The organism is Bradyrhizobium betae, from assembly GCF_050632175.1.
GTDB lineage: Bacteria > Pseudomonadota > Alphaproteobacteria > Rhizobiales > Xanthobacteraceae > Bradyrhizobium > Bradyrhizobium betae_B.
On the sequence record NZ_CP192576.1, the window covers coordinates 1207703 to 1223991 of the forward strand.

Annotated in this window: 12 protein-coding genes and 5 pseudogenes; 1 reads left to right on the top strand and 16 read right to left on the bottom strand. The window is 64.4% G+C overall.

The features are described from left to right. Positions 1-81: 81 nt before the first annotated feature. The 7 genes and pseudogenes from ACQ86E_RS06070 to miaA all read right to left on the bottom strand — a co-directional run. Positions 82-237: pseudogene (locus tag ACQ86E_RS06070) on the bottom strand (LysE family translocator); the annotation flags it as partial. Then, positions 230-1102, bottom strand: a pseudogene (locus tag ACQ86E_RS06075) (EamA family transporter); the annotation flags it as partial. The pseudogenes ACQ86E_RS06075 and ACQ86E_RS06070, both read right to left, overlap by 8 nt. Positions 1103-1171: 69 nt before the next feature. Then, positions 1172-1860, bottom strand: a pseudogene (locus ACQ86E_RS06080) (class I SAM-dependent methyltransferase). A 3-nt stretch (positions 1861-1863) separates the two neighbouring features. Next, positions 1864-2406 carry an acetolactate synthase small subunit gene (gene ilvN / locus ACQ86E_RS06085; RefSeq protein ID WP_015684382.1) on the bottom strand — a complete coding sequence of 181 codons (543 nt, stop codon included), beginning with the start codon at positions 2404-2406 and terminating at the stop codon, positions 1864-1866. Between the two features lie 148 nt (positions 2407-2554). Next, entirely contained in the window at positions 2555-3511 is a 957-nt protein-coding gene (locus ACQ86E_RS06090) for a threonine dehydratase (protein WP_431204642.1), read from the bottom strand. A gap of 4 nt (positions 3512-3515) precedes the next feature. After that, entirely contained in the window at positions 3516-5291 is a 1776-nt protein-coding gene (locus tag ACQ86E_RS06095; protein ID WP_431204643.1) for an acetolactate synthase 3 large subunit, read from the bottom strand. Between the two features lie 334 nt (positions 5292-5625). Continuing rightward, positions 5626-6582 (bottom strand): tRNA (adenosine(37)-N6)-dimethylallyltransferase MiaA, encoded by a 957-nt coding sequence (miaA, locus tag ACQ86E_RS06100; RefSeq protein ID WP_431204644.1) that lies wholly within the window; start codon positions 6580-6582, stop codon positions 5626-5628. Between the two features lie 11 nt (positions 6583-6593). Between miaA and serB the strand changes: the two are divergent. After that, positions 6594-7498 (top strand): annotated as a pseudogene (gene serB / locus ACQ86E_RS06105) (phosphoserine phosphatase SerB). A 54-nt stretch (positions 7499-7552) separates the two neighbouring features. Here the strand turns inward: serB and ACQ86E_RS06110 are convergent. The 9 genes and pseudogenes from ACQ86E_RS06110 to ACQ86E_RS06150 form a co-directional block, all read right to left on the bottom strand. After that, positions 7553-9046, bottom strand: coding sequence for a Do family serine endopeptidase (locus tag ACQ86E_RS06110; protein WP_431204645.1), 1494 nt, complete (start codon positions 9044-9046; stop codon positions 7553-7555). A 185-nt stretch (positions 9047-9231) separates the two neighbouring features. After that, the gene (locus tag ACQ86E_RS06115; protein ID WP_025038031.1) at positions 9232-9438 is read right to left on the bottom strand and encodes a DUF2065 domain-containing protein; all 207 of its coding nucleotides are present in this window, start codon (positions 9436-9438) and stop codon (positions 9232-9234) included. 72 nt (positions 9439-9510) lie between these two features. Next, positions 9511-10407 carry a protease modulator HflC gene (gene hflC / locus ACQ86E_RS06120; protein ID WP_431204646.1) on the bottom strand — a complete coding sequence of 299 codons (897 nt, stop codon included), beginning with the start codon at positions 10405-10407 and terminating at the stop codon, positions 9511-9513. Continuing rightward, positions 10404-11541, bottom strand: a pseudogene (gene hflK / locus ACQ86E_RS06125) (FtsH protease activity modulator HflK). Before hflK ends, hflC begins: the two are co-directional and overlap by 4 nt. Positions 11542-11700: 159 nt before the next feature. Then, positions 11701-12210 carry a dihydrofolate reductase gene (locus tag ACQ86E_RS06130; RefSeq protein WP_431204647.1) on the bottom strand — a complete coding sequence of 170 codons (510 nt, stop codon included), beginning with the start codon at positions 12208-12210 and terminating at the stop codon, positions 11701-11703. Next, complete coding sequence (locus ACQ86E_RS06135; RefSeq protein WP_431204648.1) at positions 12210-12695, bottom strand: GNAT family N-acetyltransferase; 486 nt, start codon at positions 12693-12695, stop codon at positions 12210-12212. The genes ACQ86E_RS06130 and ACQ86E_RS06135 overlap by 1 nt, the downstream gene beginning before the upstream one ends. Positions 12696-12700: 5 nt before the next feature. Further along, positions 12701-13495, bottom strand: a complete 795-nt coding sequence (locus ACQ86E_RS06140; RefSeq protein ID WP_431204649.1) for a thymidylate synthase — start codon at positions 13493-13495, stop codon at positions 12701-12703. Positions 13496-13665: 170 nt separating this feature from the next. Next, positions 13666-14649: a tripartite tricarboxylate transporter substrate binding protein BugD gene (locus tag ACQ86E_RS06145; protein ID WP_431204650.1), complete on the bottom strand. Its 984-nt coding sequence runs from the start codon at positions 14647-14649 to the stop codon at positions 13666-13668. Between the two features lie 121 nt (positions 14650-14770). Beyond that, complete coding sequence (locus ACQ86E_RS06150; RefSeq protein WP_375313295.1) at positions 14771-16285, bottom strand: tripartite tricarboxylate transporter permease; 1515 nt, start codon at positions 16283-16285, stop codon at positions 14771-14773. Between the last annotated feature and the right edge of the window lie 4 nt (positions 16286-16289).

Here is a 16289-nt window from a genome sequence, read left to right on the forward strand (position 1 = left end):
GTGAAATTTGCGGATTTCGGGGGCTGTCTAGAGCATTTTCAGCCCCCTGGGAAACCCGTTTCTGCATGGAAAACTGCGGCATCATGCATCCATGAAGACGGGGTATAGCGATGCCCGCAGCAGGATCGCCATCAGGATATTGAAGGTTCACACCAGCCCCTCGGAGGTCAGGACCGGCCGCAGTGCGGTGCCGAAGAAGGCCTGGACCACGGTCGAGGTCGTGCCCACCAGCAGGCTTTGGCAGCGGCTGCGGGCGCCGCGCCAGCACCATCACCGCGATGCCCCCGACCACGGTCAGCATGCCGGCGAGCCGCAACGGCCCGAATCTTTCCCCGAACACGATGCTGGACGCGGCCGAGCCGACGAACGGCACCAGCAACGCGAACGGCACAACCTGGGCCGCGGGATAGTCCCGCAGCAGGCGGCCCCAAAGCCAATAGGCGATGCTGGTGGAGAGGGCGCCAATCACCAGCAGGCAGACGAGGCCTGTCGGCGACATGTGGATCAGCGACTGCCATGTCGGAGCCGGCCCGTTGACGAGTAGCGCCAGCGCGAACAGCGGCACTGCGGTGGCAAGGCAAAGCCAGGCAAACAGATCGAACATCGGCACGCCGCGGGCGCCGCGCAGCAGAACGTTGCCGACGGCAAAGCTCACGGGAGCAATCATCAGCACGGCGAAAGCGCCGATGCTGAAATCATATCCGACGGTGCCGCAGATCATCAGCAGACCCGCCGCGGCGATGACGACGCCGAGCGTCTGCACCGGCGTCGGCCGCTCGCCGAATGCGATCACCGCAAAGCCGATGGTGAACAGCGCCTGGCTCTGCACGACGACGGAGGTCAGCCCCACCGGCACGCCATGGGCGATGCCATAGGCCTGACTCAGGAACTGACCGAGGAACAGCGTGAAGCTGATTGCGATCAGAAGCGACCAGGCAATCTTGGGCTTGCGAATGAACAGGCACGGTACCGCCGCAATGGCGAAGCGCATCGCCGTCATCAGCTCCGGCGAAAACTCGTCGAGCGCGATCCGGCTCGCCACGAAGGCAAGCCCCCAGATGATCGCCACCATGAGGGCGATGAGGATGTCGGCCGGCTTCATTGTTGTTTCCGGTTCTGCTCTGTCGTGCAGCCCTGCTTGTTGTTCCGCTCTAGCCCTGCTCGCTGGCCATTACGTCGAAGGATTGGGTTTGCGCAGCAGATAAGTGCCGTGCATCGGCGCGTGGTAGTCGGCCGAGACCAGCATGAAGCCGACGTCTGTCAGCATCCGCTCCATGACCCAGCCGAAGGTGGAATATTCGTCGCGCATATGCGTCACCACACTCTCGCGCGAGAAATCGTGATTCTTGATCTGGCAATCGGCCCATTGCTCGACGTCGCGCTCGACGGCATCCGGCATCGAGGCGTAGACGATGTCACGCAGATAGAAGATCGCACCCGGCTTCAGCGCGCGATAGATCCGCGACATCGCCACAGCCTTCCAGAAATCCGGCAGGTGATGCAGCGTGAATTCGCTGACGATCAGATCGTAGGATTCCGGCTGGTAGGCGAAGCTGAGCAGGCCAGCCGACTGGGTCGCGACCTTGGCCTTGCGGTCCCGCGCGTAGATTTCCGCCAGCGCCAGCATCGCCGGCGAGATGTCGATGGCGTCGACCTGCGCACCCATGAGCGATGCTTCGGTCGCCAGCACGCCGTTGCCGCAGCCTATATCGGCAATCCGCCAGCCCCGCTGGACGCCCAACATTTTCAGCGCGGCGCGCGCACGCAGATCGGCATCGTCGTGGAGTCGTAAATCGACGCCACCGTGGGCCCGATGCCCATCCGGTTCCGCTCATTATAGTACCAGTCGCGCGCCAGCATGGTTCACATCCCTTCAGGCCCGCGACCGATCGCGGCCACGCCGGTGCGCGAGACTTCGACAAGGCCGAGCGGACGCATCAGGTCGATAAACTGGTTGATCTTGTCGGTATTGCCTGTGATCTCGAACACAAAGCTTTCGGTGGTGGCGTCGATCACGCGGGCGCGGAACGCGTCCCCCAGCCTGAGCGCCTCGACGCGGTGCTCGCCCTGCCCGCGCACCTTCACCATCGCCAGCTCGCGCTCGATCGACCGCTTGGTCAGCGTCATGTCGACGACGCGGTAGACCGGGATCATGCGATCGAGCTGATGCTTGATCTGCTCGATCACCATCGGCGTGCCCGTGGTGACGATTGTGATACGCGACAGATGTTTCTGGCTCTCGGTCTCGGAGACCGTGAGGCTCTCGATGTTGTAGCCACGTCCCGAGAACAGGCCGATGACGCGCGCAAGCACGCCCGGCTCGTTCTGCACGAGCACCGAAAGCGTGTGCGTCTCGTTGGGATCGTGGCGCTCTTCGATGAAGTAGGCGGATGCGGGCTGGTTCATTGTCGTCACCTCTATTCTTTCTTGTCATGCCCCGCGAAGGCGGGGCATCCAGTAATCACCAGCGCCGAGATTCCCACGACGGCCGCGGCGTACTGGATCGTCCGGTCAAGCCGGACGATGACAGCGGTGTATTTGGTGAGCGGTCGCGTCATCGTGCGACCACCCATTGCTTGAACAGATCGAAATCGATATTGCCACCGGACAGCACGAGACCGACACGTTTGCCCGACAGTTTTGCCTTTTCCTGAAGCGCCGCGGCGAGCCCGGCTGCACCTGCGCCTTCGGCGAGGTTATGCGTATCGGTCCAGTAGGCGCGGATCGCCGCGGCGACCTCGTCGTCGGTGACCTCAACGATGCGGGAAGCACCGTTGCGGATCAGCGCGAACGCTTCGGCATCTGGAATGCGCGTCGCCATGCCGTCTGCGAGCGTGTTGCTGGACTCGGTCGTCACGACGTGGCCTGCCGCGAACGACAGTGCGTAGGACGGCGCTTCGGTCGACTGCACGCCGACGATCTCGGTCTTCAAGCCGAGCAGATCGCGCGCCATGATGCAGCCGCAGATGCCGGAGCCCTGCCCGATCGGCACGTAGAGAACGTCGAGGTCCGGCGCAGCGCGAAACAGCTCGAGCGCGTAGGTCGCCACCCCCAGAACAAGGTCGGGGTGGAACGACGGCACCATGTGCAGCCCCGCGAACTGCGCGTGGCGTCCGGCTTCTTCGCGCGCAGCCTGGAAGTCCTCGCCATGCTCGACGAGCTCGGCGCCGAAGGCCTTCATCGCGCGGTTCTTCTCGACCGAATTGCCGCGCGGCACGTAGATCACCGCAGGCACGCCGTGGCGGCTCGCGGCAAAGGCCAGGCTCTGGCCGTGATTGCCGCGGGTCGCCGAGATGATGCCCGGGACGTCCGGCCTCTCGCGCTTCAGCCGATCGAGATAGACCAGCCCGCCGCGCACCTTGAAGGCGCCGATCGGCGTGTGGTTCTCGTGCTTGACGACGACCTCGGTGCCGAGGCGTTCGGCGAGTAGCGGCCAGCCGCGCGCCGGCGTCGCAGGCACCGCCTTCCCCACGATCGCATGTGCGCGCTCGAGCTCGTTCAGGTCGAACATGGCCTCACACCAGCGCCTTGCCGCCGGCGAACGCCTTGGCGGTGGCCTCGTCGTTGGCCTGCTCCGGCAACAGCATCTCGTTGTGGGCCTTGCCGGAGGGGATCATCGGGAAGCAATTTTCGAGCGCGGCGACACGGCAGTCGAACAGCACCGGACGCTTGACCGAGATCATTTCCTGGATCGCGCCGTCGAGATCCGAGGGCCTGTGCACCTGGAAGCCGACGCCGCCATAGGCCTCCGCGAGCTTGACGAAATCCGGCAGCGCCTCCGAGTAGGAATGCGACAGGCGGTTGCCGTGGAGCAATTGCTGCCACTGCCGCACCATGCCCATGTACTGGTTGTTCAGGATGAAGATCTTGATCGGCAGCTCGTACTGGACCGCCGTCGACATCTCCTGGATCGTCATCTGCACCGAGGCATCGCCCGCGATGTCGATGACGAGGCTGTCCGGATGGGCCACCTGCACGCCGACCGCGGCCGGCAGGCCGTAGCCCATGGTGCCGAGACCGCCAGACGTCATCCAGCGATGCGGCTCCTCGAAGCCGAAGAACTGCGCCGCCCACATCTGGTGCTGACCGACCTCGGTCGTGATGTAGGTATCCTTGCCCCGCGTCGCCTCGAACAGGCTCTGGATCGCGTGCTGCGGCAGGATGACGTCGTTGCTCTTCTTGTAATAGAGCGAGTTGCGGGCGCGCCACTGCGCGATCTGCTGCCACCACGCCTTGATCTCGGGCTTCTTCGCCTCAGCCTTGAACACCTGGAGGATGTCGCCGAGGATATTGCCGCAATCGCCGATGATCGGCACGTCGACACGGATGTTCTTGTTGATCGAGGACGGATCGATATCGATGTGGATCTTCTTGGAGTTCGGCGAGAACGCATCGACGCGTCCGGTGATGCGGTCGTCGAAGCGCGCGCCGACGCACAGCATGACGTCGCAATCATGCATTGTCATGTTGGCTTCGTAGGTGCCGTGCATGCCGAGCATGCCGAGCCAGTTCTTGCCCGACGCGGGATACGCGCCCAGGCCCATCAGCGTCGAGGTGATCGGGAAGCCGGTGACCTCGACCAGCTCGCGCAGCAGCTTGGTCGCTTCGGGGCCGGAATTGATCACGCCGCCGCCGCTGTAGATCACGGGACGTTTTGCATTGGCGAGCAGCGCCACTGCCTTGCGGATCTGCGTCGCATCGCCCTTCACGCGCGGCGCGTAGGAGCGGTGCACGTCGGACTTGCGCGGCGGATGATAGGTCCCGGTCGCGAACTGCACGTCCTTCGGCACGTCGACCAGCACCGGGCCAGGGCGGCCCGTGGTCGCAACGTAGAAGGCCTCGTGCAGCACCTTGGCGAGATCGTTGACGTCGCGCACTAGCCAATTGTGCTTGGTGCAGGGGCGCGTGATGCCGACGGTGTCGCATTCCTGGAAAGCGTCGTTGCCGATCAAATGCGTCGGCACCTGGCCGGAGATGCAGACCAGCGGGATCGAGTCCATCAGCGCATCGGTGAGCGGCGTCACCATGTTGGTGGCGCCGGGGCCGGAGGTCACCAGTGCAACGCCCGGCTTGCCGGTCGAACGCGCATAGCCCTCGGCGGCGTGGCCCGCACCCTGCTCGTGGCGGACCAGGATGTGCTGGACCTCGCTCTGCTGGAAGATCTCGTCGTAGATCGGAAGCACAGCGCCGCCGGGATAGCCGAAAATGTCGGTCACGCCATGATCGATGAGCGCGCGGACGATCATCGCGGCGCCGGTCATCTGGTTCGGATCGTGGCTCTTGTCGCTCATTGTCTTGCTCCGGATGCGCTGTGGTCAGCGGCTTCATTCGTGTTCGTGTCTGGTTCGGGAAATAAAAAGGCCCCGAAGAGGGACCCTGCACACCGCCTGTCATGTGGATGGCAGCTAGCCACCCCCGGCGGTGTGCCTGGGTACGACGGCGATAAGAAGTTTGGTAATAATATTACGCATGGCAGGCGCTCAGCATCCCAAAGGTTGCGCGAAACATAACGACCAAAGCCTTGATGTCAAGGCAAAGCGGCCGTTCCCGCGCGATTTTGGCAGTCTAGCGCTGTTCCCGGAGTTCGGCGAGAGGTAAATGCGGGAACCTGGGCACAAAAGGACGTCAACCCGGATCCCGGGTAGCGCTCACCTCCGCCGTTAGCCACCCCCTCGCCTCCTCCGGCTTCACCCATTCGAACTCGGGCAATTGGTGCCGGAACCAGGTGAATTGCCGCTTGGCATAGTGGCGGGTGTCGGCCCGGCCGATTGTGGCGGCGTCCTCTAGGCTGAGCTCCCCGCGCAGATGCCGGATCAGGGCCGGCACGCCATGAGCCTTCATGGCCGGCAACAGAGGATCGAGATGCCGGGCGGCAAGCCGATCGACCTCATTCAGCGCGCCCGCACCCAGCATGGCGTCAAAGCGGGCATCGATGCGGGCATAGAGCTCGTCGCGCTCGGGGGCGAGAAACACGGCGCGAAAACTGTCCTTGGGCAACAGCGGCGGCTGGCCCTGATGGTGCCAATCGAGCAGCGAGCGGCCGGTCGCTTCGATCACCTCGAGCGCACGTGCGATGCGCGTGCGGTCGCGCAGATTCAATCGCTCGGCCGCCCTTGGGTCGCGAGCAGCGAGTTCCGCATGCAGCGCCTCGACGCCGTTCCGCTCCAGCCGCGCCCGAACGTCCTCGCGTACTTCCGCAGGGATTGGCGGCACCACGGAAAGCCCCGCCGTCAGCGCCTTGAAATAGAGCCCGGTGCCGCCGATGAAGATCGGCAGCCGGCCTTCAGCTTGCGCCGCTTCGAGCGCTTTCGCCGCGTCGCTCACCCAGGCGCCGGCCGAGAAGTTCACGGCCGCATCGACATGGCCATAGAGATGATGGGGCACGAGCGCTTCGTCGGCCCGCGTGGGACGCGCCGTGATGACGCGGAGGTCGCGATAGACCTGCATGGAATCGGCATTGATGACGGCGCCACCCACGCTGAGGGCAAGCTCGAGCGCCAGCGCCGACTTGCCGCTGGCGGTCGGGCCTGCGATAAGCACGGCCTTGCCAATAGGCCTTCTGCCGACTTGCCCCTCGCTCACGAAAACCTCAAATGTCCCTCGTCGCCACGCTGATCTGCAACCCGAATAGTCCCGCGCTCGATCTCGACCGTCGTCGACGGCGCCCGCGCCGTGCTGCCGAAGGCGCTGCCTGCACACTGGCTGTTCGACGGGGTCGCGGTCGACATTCCCTTCGGGGCCGACAGTAACCTCGAAGGCGAGCGTCACGCCATCGAACAGCGCCTCCGCGAGCTTCGCGGCGATCTGCCGATCGACATCGTCGTGCAACCAGTCGGCTTCAGGCGCAAGAAGCTTTCTCGCCGACATGGATTCCACCATGATCGGCCAGGAATGCATCGACGAGCTCGCCGATTTTGCCGGGCTGAAGGCGCATGTCGCCGCCATCACCGAACGCGCGATGCGCGGCGAAATCGAGTTCGAGCCGGCGTTGCGCGAACGCGTCGCGCTGCTAAAGGACCTTCCCGCCAGCGTCGTCGACAAGGTGCTGGCCGAACGCATCACGCTGACGCCGGGCGGCCGCGAACTGGTCGCGACCATGCGCGCCCACGGCGCCTATACCTGCCTCGTCTCCGGCGGCTTCACGCTGTTCACGACCGCGGTCGCCGCCAGGATCGGGTTTCAGGAGAACCGCGCCAACGAACTCGTCGTGCGCGACGGCAAGTTCACCGGCGAAGTGAAGGAGCCGATCCTGGGCCGCGCGGCCAAGCTGGCGACGCTGGTGGATTTGATGGAATCGTTCGATCTCGACGACATCGACTCGGTCGTCGTCGGCGACGGTGCCAATGATCTCGCCATGATCCAGGCCGCGGGGCTCGGCGTGGCGTATCACGCCAAGCCGGCGGTGGCGGCTGCTGCAGCGGCGCGGATCGATCATGGCGATCTCACCGCACTGCTGTATGCACAGGGGTATCGGCGCGACGAGTTCGTGGAGGCCTGACTCATTTCGTCGTTCCCGGGGTGCGAAGCACCAGACCCGGAAAGACGGATGAAGTTATTGCACGCTCAGCGCCACGAAGCGCAGCTCGCCATCGGCGTTGGAGACGAGCAGCAGCACCGACTTCTTGCCGTCCTTCTTGAGCTGGTCGACCCGCTTCTGGATGTCGGCCCCGCTTGAGACCGCCTCCTGCGCCACCTCGACGATGACGTCACCGGCGGAAAGCCGCTTCTCGGCGGCGTCGGAACTGGTGTCGACACCCGTGACGACCACGCCCTTGACGCTGTCCTTGATCTTGTAGCGCGTGCGCAGGTCCTTGTTCAGCGCGGCAAGATCAAGGCCTAGCGCCTTCTGCGTCACCGGCTTTTCCGGCGCGGGTTCGTCGGTCTTCACCGCGGCCTGCACCTTGTCGGGATCCTGCAAGCGGCCGAGCGTGACCTTCTTGGTCTCCTCCTTGCCCTTTCGGATGACGATGACGTCGACCTCCTTGCCGACCGCGGTGTCGGCGACGACGCGGGACAGGTCCTTCGGGTCCTTGACGTCCTTGCCGTCGAACTTGACGACGACGTCGCCCGGCTCGATGCCGGCGGGCTTGGCCGGGCCCTTGTCGTCCACGCCGGCAACCAACGCGCCGCGCGCCGGCTTGATGTTGAGGCTCTCGGCGATCTCGTCGGTGACGCTCTGGATGCGCACGCCGAGCCAGCCGCGGCGCAGCTCGCCGAACTGACGGAGCTGGTCGACGACACCCGCGACCGTCTTCGACGGCACGGCGAAGCCGATGCCGATCGAGCCGCCGGAGGGCGAGATGATCAGCGTGTTGACACCGATCACATCGCCATCGAGGTTGAACAGCGGGCCACCGGAATTGCCGCGGTTGATGGAGGCGTCGGTCTGGATGTAGCTGTCATACGGGCCGGAGGAGATGTCGCGGTTCTTGGCCGAGACGATGCCGGCGGTCACCGTACCGCCGAGGCTGAACGGATTGCCGATCGCGACCACCCAGTCGCCGAGACGCAGCTTGTCGGAGTCGCCGAACTTCACCGCAACCAGCGGCTTGGTCGGCTTGAACTTCAGCACGGCAAGGTCGGTCTTCTTGTCGACGCCGACCAGCTCGGCCTTGATCTTGGTGCCGTCGTTGAGGATGACGTTGATCTCGTCGGCATCCGCAATGACGTGGTTATTGGTCACCACGACGCCTGACGTGTCGATGATAAAGCCGCTTCCGAGCGAGTTGGTCTTTTTCGGTGGGCCACTGTCGCCACCCTTGCCGCCCCCGCCGGGACCCCTACGGTTCTTGAAGAAGTCGTCGAAGAATTCCTCGAAGGGCGAGCCGGGCGGCAGTTGCGGCATGGCGTTACTGCCACTGCCCTTGGCCTCGACGGTCTGCGAGGTCGAAATATTGACGACCGCGTCGATCACCTTCTCGGCGACGTCGGCGATGCCCTCCGGTCCGCGCGCCTGAGCCGGCGTGCCGAACACGCTGAATGCACTGACGGCGAGCGCGGCCAGCCCTAAGCGCAACCGGGTCGGGGCAATGGTGGCAGCGGTCATTGGCATCTCCAGAGAAAAGGATTCGGCTCCAAGCCTTCGAGTTGAAGCCTTCAAGTTGAAGCCTTCGACTTCAAGACTGCGCTCGAACCGGGGGACGGCGCAAGCACGGAGCTTAACGGGCCTCAAGACCCGGACAATACGGCGAAAACCGGCCTCTCGCCTTCACTTTGGCGTTGGCGCGACGGCTAAATCGGGCGCCGCATCACCCAGATCAGGACCAGGCCGGCCACAGCCGAGCCGATCCCGACCGCCCGCAGGATATTGTCCGGCGTGGCGATGGCGCTCTTCATGGCCTTGCGCATCCAGTTAGGACTTGCCGCAAACATCAAGCCTTCGAGCACGAACAGGATGCCTAGGCCGATGAGGAAGTCGGCGAACGCAATGGACCTCATCGGATGGGAACCTCCCGTTGTGTCGTTCTTGTCTGGACGAAGGGGCGGCAGACCTGCCGCCCCTTGTCGCGCTTATGGCTTGGCCGGCGTCGCGGTGGGCATCCTGCCGGAGGGGTTACCAAAGAACCGGAAGAAATCCGAGTCCGGACGGAGCAGGAAGCGGGTATCGCTCGACTTCAACCCAGTCTCATAGGCCGTCATCGACCGGTAGAAGGCAAAGAAGTCGGCGTCCTTGCCGTAGGCTTCCGCAAACAGGCGGTTGCGCTCGGCGTCGCCGACACCGCGAGTCTGCTCGGCCTGGGATCTTGCTTCAGCCTCGATCACGGTCGCCTCGCGGTCGGCCTTGGAGCGGATCTCCTGGGCCTTCTGGCCGCCTTCCGCGCGGAACTCGGCGGCCTCGCGCTCGCGTTCCGTCTTCATGCGCTGGTAGACCGCCTGGCTGTTCTGCTCCGGCAGATCGGCGCGCCGGATCCGGACGTCGACGACCTGAATGCCGTAGCCGCCGGCCTCGCGGTCGAGCTGGTCGCGGATGCGCTGCATCAGCTTCTCGCGGTCGTCGCGCACCACGTTGATGAAGGTGACCTCGCCGAGCACGCGGCGGAGCGCCGCGTTCAGGAGCGTCGTGAGCTGGACGTTGGCGGCCTGGATCGAACCGATGCTCTGGTAGAAACGCAACGCGTCCTTGATGCGGTAGCGCGCGAAAGCATCGACCACGAGCCGCTTCTGGTCGGATGCGATCGCCTCCTGCGACGGATTTTCCAGATCGAGGATCCGCTTGTCGATGTTGATCACCGAATTCCACGGCGCCTTGAAATGCAGGCCGGGGTCGGTGACGACGTCGACGGGCCTGCCGAACTGCAGCACGATGGTCTGCTCGGTCTGCTGCACCGTGAACAGCGACATGTAGCCGACGATCACGACGAGCAGGAGCCCGAGCAGCGTGACCATACCTGTGACCGGGGACCTCATCGGGTGCCTCCGCTCGGTTGCTGACCGGTGGTAGGCGGCCGCTTCGTCGTCAGTTCGCCCAGCGGCAGATAGGGCACGACGCCCTGGCCCGAGGGGCCGCCGTCATAGACGAGCTTGTCCGCGCCGCCGAGCACGCGCTCCATCGTCTCCAGATAGATTCTGTTCACGCGTCACGTCGGGCGCCTTCTTGTATTCCTCGTAAACCTTCAGGAAGCGCGAGCTCTGGCCCTTGGCCTCGGCGACAGTCTGCTCCCTGTAGCCTTCGGCGGCCTGCAGGATCTGCGCCGCACGTCCGCGTGCCTGCGGCACCACCTGGTTGGCGTAGGTCTGCGCCTCGTTCTGCAACTGCTCGAGGTTGGCGCGCGCCGCCTGGACGTCGCGGAACGCGTCGATCACCTGCGCCGGAGGATCGACCTTCTGCATCTGCACCTGGCTGATGACGATGCCGGCGCCGTAGCTGTCCAGGGTCTTCTGGATCAACTCCTGCACGCCCTGTTCGGTGACATTGCGTGCGCCGGTCAGGATCGGCTGGATCTGCGAACGGCCGATCACTTCGCGCATCGCGCTCTCGGCAACAGCCTTCACGGTGCCTTCGGGATTCTGGATGTTGAAGAGGAAGTCGCCGACGCCGTCCGGCTTGATACGCCAGAGCACGGTGAAGTCGACATCGACGATGTTCTCGTCGCCGGTCAGCATCAGGCTCTCTTCCGGCACGTCACGGATGGAACGGCCGCGCCGCGCCGGATCGTCGATCAGCGTCATGCCGATCGAGATGGTGGAGACGCGCAGCGCCTTCGGCAGCAGCACGGTCTCGATTGGATAGGGCAGATGATAATTCAAGCCGGGCTGCACCGTGCGGACATGCTTGCCGAAGCGCAACACCACGCCGAGCTCTTCGGACTGCACCCGGAAGAAGCCCGACAGCAGCCAGAATGCCACGATGAGAAGGATGATCAGCGTGATGCCGATGCCGGAGAAATAGCCGCCCGGCATGATCTGCTGGAGGCGATCCTGACTGCGCCGCAGAAGGTCTTCCAGATCCGGCGGCCTCGGCCCGACCGGTTGCGGGCCAGTGCCCCATGGTCCCTTCGGACCCGAGCCCCATGGGCCACCGCCCTGATTCTTCCACGGCATTCGACGTTCTCCTCGGCAGACCGGACTAGAACTAACCCCGGCCCGCATTGTCCGGTCCGGCTTTATAGGGGACCGGCAGGTCCCTTACAACGCAGCCCTCGCCGTCCTCCGAGCTAAGCTCGGGGCCGGAAAAGTCAATGTTAACATTGGCAAAAGCGGTTAATGGCCGCGCCTTCGACGATATGTCACATAGGAGTAGTCGGCGCTGTCGTTGGGGCCGGCGGGATGACGGATGCGCGCGACCTCATCCCAATCGGCCCTGTCGATGTCGAAATGCGTGTCGCCGTCGGGCCGCGCATGCACTTCGGTAATTTCGAGGCGGTCCGCGCGATCGAGCCATTGCCGGAAGATCTCGGCACCGCCGATCACCGCGATCTCGGCGACCGAACGCCGCAGGGCATCGCCACGCGCGACCGCGCCTGCGTCGGCGGCCGAGGTCGTGACGATGGCACCGGCGGCGCGATAAGCCGCATCGCGCGTGATGACGATGTTGGTGCGGCCCGGGAGCGGACGGGGCAGGGATTCGAACGTCTTGCGCCCCATGATCAGGGGCTTGCCGATCGTCAGCGCCTTGAAGCGCGCCAGGTCTGATTTCAGTCGCCATGGCATGGCGTTGCCGGCGCCGATGATGCCGTTCTCCGCGATTGCCACCACGAAGACGATCTCCATCAGGGCGCGCTCCCGGCCAGTCGCGTCAACGCAGGACCGGTGACCCGGCACAGCGTCCAGTCGTCCATCATGACGGCGCCGAGCGATTTGTAGAACGCGATCGACGGCGCGTTCCAGTCGAGCACCGCCCATTGCAGGCGCGACCAGCCGTTGTCGACGCATTCCTTGGCAAGATAGACCAGCAGTGCCTTGCCGAGCCCCCTGCCCCGGTGGGACGGCCGCACGTAGAGATCTTCGAGATAGATGCCGTGGCGACCGCTGAAGGTGGAGAAATTGACGAACCAGACAGCAAAGCCGACCGGCTCGCCGTTCCACTCGGCGATGGCACAATGGAGCTGCGGTCTCTCGCCGAACAGCGCATCACCGATCATCGCCTCGGTCGCATCGACCTCGTGCGAGAGCTTTTCGTATTCGGCAAGCTCGCGGATGAAGGCGAGAACGAGCCCGGCTTCACCGGGACGCGCGCGGCGGATATTGAGCGACATCTGCGTCAGACCGCGACTTCCGCCTTGATGTGCGGATGCGGATCGTAGCCGACGAGCTCGAAATCCTCAAAGCGGAAGGAGAAGATGTCCTTCACGTCGGGGTTGATCCGCATCACCGGCAGCGCACGCGGCGCGCGGGTGAGCTGGAGCTTCGCCTGCTCCAGATGATTTGAATAGAGATGGGTGTCGCCGAACGAATGGACGAAATCGCCGGGCTTCAGGCCCGTCACCTGCGCCACCATCATGGTGAGCAGCGCATACGAGGCGATGTTGAAGGGCACGCCGAGGAAGACGTCGGCGGAGCGCTGGTAGAGCTGGCACGACAGCTTGCCGTTGGCGACGTAGAACTGGAACAGGCAGTGGCACGGCGGCAGCGCCATCTTGTCGACCTCGGCCGGATTCCAGGCCGAGACGATCAGCCGGCGCGAGTCTGGATTGCGCTTGATCATGTCGATCACGGTCGTGATCTGATCGATGCTGCGGCCATCCGGCGCGGGCCAGGAGCGCCATTGATGGCCATAGACCGGGCCAAGATCGCCGTTGGCGTCCGCCCACTCGTCCCAGATGGTGACGCCGTTGTCGCGCAGATATTTGATGTTGGTGTCGCCCTTCAGGAACCACAAAAGCTCATGCACGATCGCCTTCAGCGGCAGCCGCTTGGTGGTCAGCATCGGGAAGCCGGTGGACAGATTGAAGCGCATCTGATGGCCGAACACCGACAGGGTGCCGGTGCCGGTCCGGTCGGTCTTCTCGGCGCCGTCTGAAAGAATCCGCTCGAGCAGGTCCTGATACTGGTGCATGTGCCATAGAGCCTTTGGGGAGGCGGCGAACTTAACGGCGCCTCCCGCACTGCGACAGCGGCGATTCGCTGTCGGCACAGATTATACCCGAAAAAGTGAGCCCTCCCGGGGCAAACGACAAGAGGCGGAACTCGCGTCCCGCCCCTCGCCTACCAGTTTGAAAGTGCTGGCTAAGTCGCCGGCTTGAGCACCGGGGTCCACTTCGCGATCTCGTTCTTGACGAGGGTCGCCAGCGCCTCCGGCGTCCGGTCCCTGGGCGCCGGGATGACGCTGCCGAGCTCGATCAGGCGCTTCTTCACGGTCTCGTCGTCGAGCGCCTTGATGGCTGCGGCGTTCAGGCTGGCAATGACCGCGGGCGACGTTCCCTTCGGCGCGAACATCGCATTCCAGGCCTGGGCCTGGAATGCCGGCAGGCCGGCTTCGGCCGTGGTCGGCACGTTCGGCAGCGACGGATTGCGCTCCGGCGTTGCGATCGCATAGCCCTTGATGGTGCCGGCGTTGATCTGTGGCACGGCGTTGACGATCTGGTCGCACATGTAATCGACCTGTCCGGCCACCAGGGCATTCATCGCGGGTCCCGTGCCGTTGAAGGGCACGCCGACCGGCTTGATGTCGAGGATGGAATGCAGCAACTCGCAGGACGCGTGCGAGACCGAGCCGATTCCGGCATGCGCCGCGTTGACCTTTTCGGCGTTGGCCTTCACGTAGGATACGAACTCCTTGAGATCCTTCGGCGGAAAGTCCTTGCGCGCGAGGATCAGGATCGGCGTGCCCGCGAGCAGCGCGATCGGCTCGAAGTCCTTTTCGGGATGATAGGCGAGCTTCGGATAGAGCGGCACCGATGCCGCATGTGTACCCATATGCCCGGTGATGAGCGTATAGCCGTCATTGGCTGCACGGGCGGCACGTGTGGTCGCGGTGGTGCCGCCGGCGCCGACGACGTTCTCGATGATGATGCTCTGTCCGAGCGTCTGCGCCATATGCGAGGTGACGATGCGCGAGATCACGTCGGTCGGACCGCCGGCCGCAAACGGCACGATCATGGTGATGCTGCGCGTCGGATAGGTCTGCGCCTCTGCGGGTGAGACAAAGGAACACAGCAACGCCAGCACTGCTGCATATGCGCCCGCAGCAAGCGTGTGAATGGAAGTCATCTCGATCCCCCCGGACACGAAAAAATGCCGGCCAAAAAGGCCGGCATTTTCATGTCACGAAGACATCACACAAGTCGATTCTGACTTCCGAATGCGGCGCGCCGACGCAGGCGCGGCGCGCTCAGTTCTCGGATTCGGTAAACACCTCGTCGCGCTTGGAACGCAACGCGGGCAGCACCGTGAGCACCAGAAGGAAGGCCGCGATCCCCAGCAGCACCGCCGACAGCGGACGCGTCAGGAACACGCTCCAGTCGCCGCGCGAGATCAGCAGCGCGCGGCGCAGATTCTCTTCCATCAGCGGCCCCAGGACCATGCCGAGCAGCAGCGGAGCCGGCTCGAAATCGTGCTTGATCAGCCAGTAGCCGACCAGACCGAACACGCCTGCGAGAATGACGTCCACCGGCGCGTTGTTCACCGAGTAGATGCCGATCGCACAGAAGATCACGATCGAGGGGAACATTAGCCGGTAAGGTACGCGCAACAGTCGCACCCAGATTCCGACCAGCGGCAGGTTGATGATGATCAGCATCAGGTTGCCGATCCACATCGAGGCGATCATGCCCCAGACGAGGTCGGGCTGCTTCTGCATCACCTGCGGGCCCGGCACGATGCCGTGAATGGTCATCGCGCCGACCATCAGCGCCATCACCGCGTTCGGCGGGATACCGAGCGTCAGCAGCGGAATGAAGGACGTCTGCGCCGCCGCGTTGTTGGCGCTTTCCGGCCCCGCCACGCCCTCGATCGCGCCGCGACCGAACCGCGACGGGTCCTTGGCGAGCTTCTTCTCGAGCGTGTAGGCCGCAAACGACGCGATCACCGCGCCGCCGCCCGGCAGAATGCCGAGGATAGAACCGAGCGCAGTGCCGCGCAGGATCGCGGGCGCCGAGTCCTTCAGGTCCTTCCTGGTCGGCATCAGGCCGGTGATCTTCTGTTGCACGAGATCGCGATTCATCTCGGCGCCGGCGTCGAGATTGCGGATGATCTCGGCAAAGCCGAACACGCCCATCGCCACCGTCGCGAAGCCGAGACCGTCGGCAAGCTCCGGAATGTTGAAGGCCATTCGCGAAGCACCGGTCTCGATGTCCGAGCCGACCATCGACAAGAGCAGGCCGAACACGATCATCGCGATCGCCTTCAGCACCGAGCCCTTGGCCAGCACGACCGCAAAGATCAGGCCAAGCACCATCAGCGAGAAATACTCGGCCGGACCGAACGCAAGCGCCAGCTTGGTGAGCGGCGCGCCGAGAACGGCAATGAGCACGGTCGCGACGCAGCCAGCGAAGAACGAGCCGATTGCCGCGATCGCCAGTGCGGGACCAGCACGGCCCTGCTTGGCCATCTGGTGGCCGTCGATGGCGGTGACGACCGAGGTCGCCTCGCCTGGTATGTTGACCAGGATCGACGTGGTCGAGCCGCCATACTGGGCGCCATAATAGATGCCGGCGAGCATGATCAGCGCGCCGACCGGCGGCAGACCAAACGTGATCGGCAGCAGCATCGCGACCGTGGCAATGGTGCCGATGCCCGGGAGAACGCCGACCAGCGTGCCGACGAGGGCACCGATCAGGCACATCAGGAGGTTGATCGGGGAGAATGCGACGGCGAAGCCGTGAGCGAGGTTGGCAAAGAGATCCATTACG

Excerpts from the sequence above, each read along its gene's own strand:
- ilvN (WP_015684382.1), bottom strand. The coding sequence starts at position 2,406 with ATGAACCAGCCCGCATCCGCCTACTTCATCGAAGAGCGCCACGATCCC.
- ACQ86E_RS06090 (WP_431204642.1), bottom strand. The coding sequence starts at position 3,511 with ATGTTCGACCTGAACGAGCTCGAGCGCGCACATGCGATCGTGGGGAAG.
- ACQ86E_RS06095 (WP_431204643.1), bottom strand. The coding sequence starts at position 5,291 with ATGAGCGACAAGAGCCACGATCCGAACCAGATGACCGGCGCCGCGATG.
- ACQ86E_RS06110 (WP_431204645.1), bottom strand. The coding sequence starts at position 9,046 with ATGACCGCTGCCACCATTGCCCCGACCCGGTTGCGCTTAGGGCTGGCC.
- ACQ86E_RS06115 (WP_025038031.1), bottom strand. The coding sequence starts at position 9,438 with ATGAGGTCCATTGCGTTCGCCGACTTCCTCATCGGCCTAGGCATCCTG.
- hflC (WP_431204646.1), bottom strand. The coding sequence starts at position 10,407 with ATGAGGTCCCCGGTCACAGGTATGGTCACGCTGCTCGGGCTCCTGCTC.
- ACQ86E_RS06130 (WP_431204647.1), bottom strand. The coding sequence starts at position 12,210 with ATGGAGATCGTCTTCGTGGTGGCAATCGCGGAGAACGGCATCATCGGC.
- ACQ86E_RS06135 (WP_431204648.1), bottom strand. The coding sequence starts at position 12,695 with ATGTCGCTCAATATCCGCCGCGCGCGTCCCGGTGAAGCCGGGCTCGTT.
- ACQ86E_RS06140 (WP_431204649.1), bottom strand. The coding sequence starts at position 13,495 with ATGCACCAGTATCAGGACCTGCTCGAGCGGATTCTTTCAGACGGCGCC.
- ACQ86E_RS06145 (WP_431204650.1), bottom strand. The coding sequence starts at position 14,649 with ATGACTTCCATTCACACGCTTGCTGCGGGCGCATATGCAGCAGTGCTG.
- ACQ86E_RS06150 (WP_375313295.1), bottom strand. The coding sequence starts at position 16,285 with ATGGATCTCTTTGCCAACCTCGCTCACGGCTTCGCCGTCGCATTCTCC.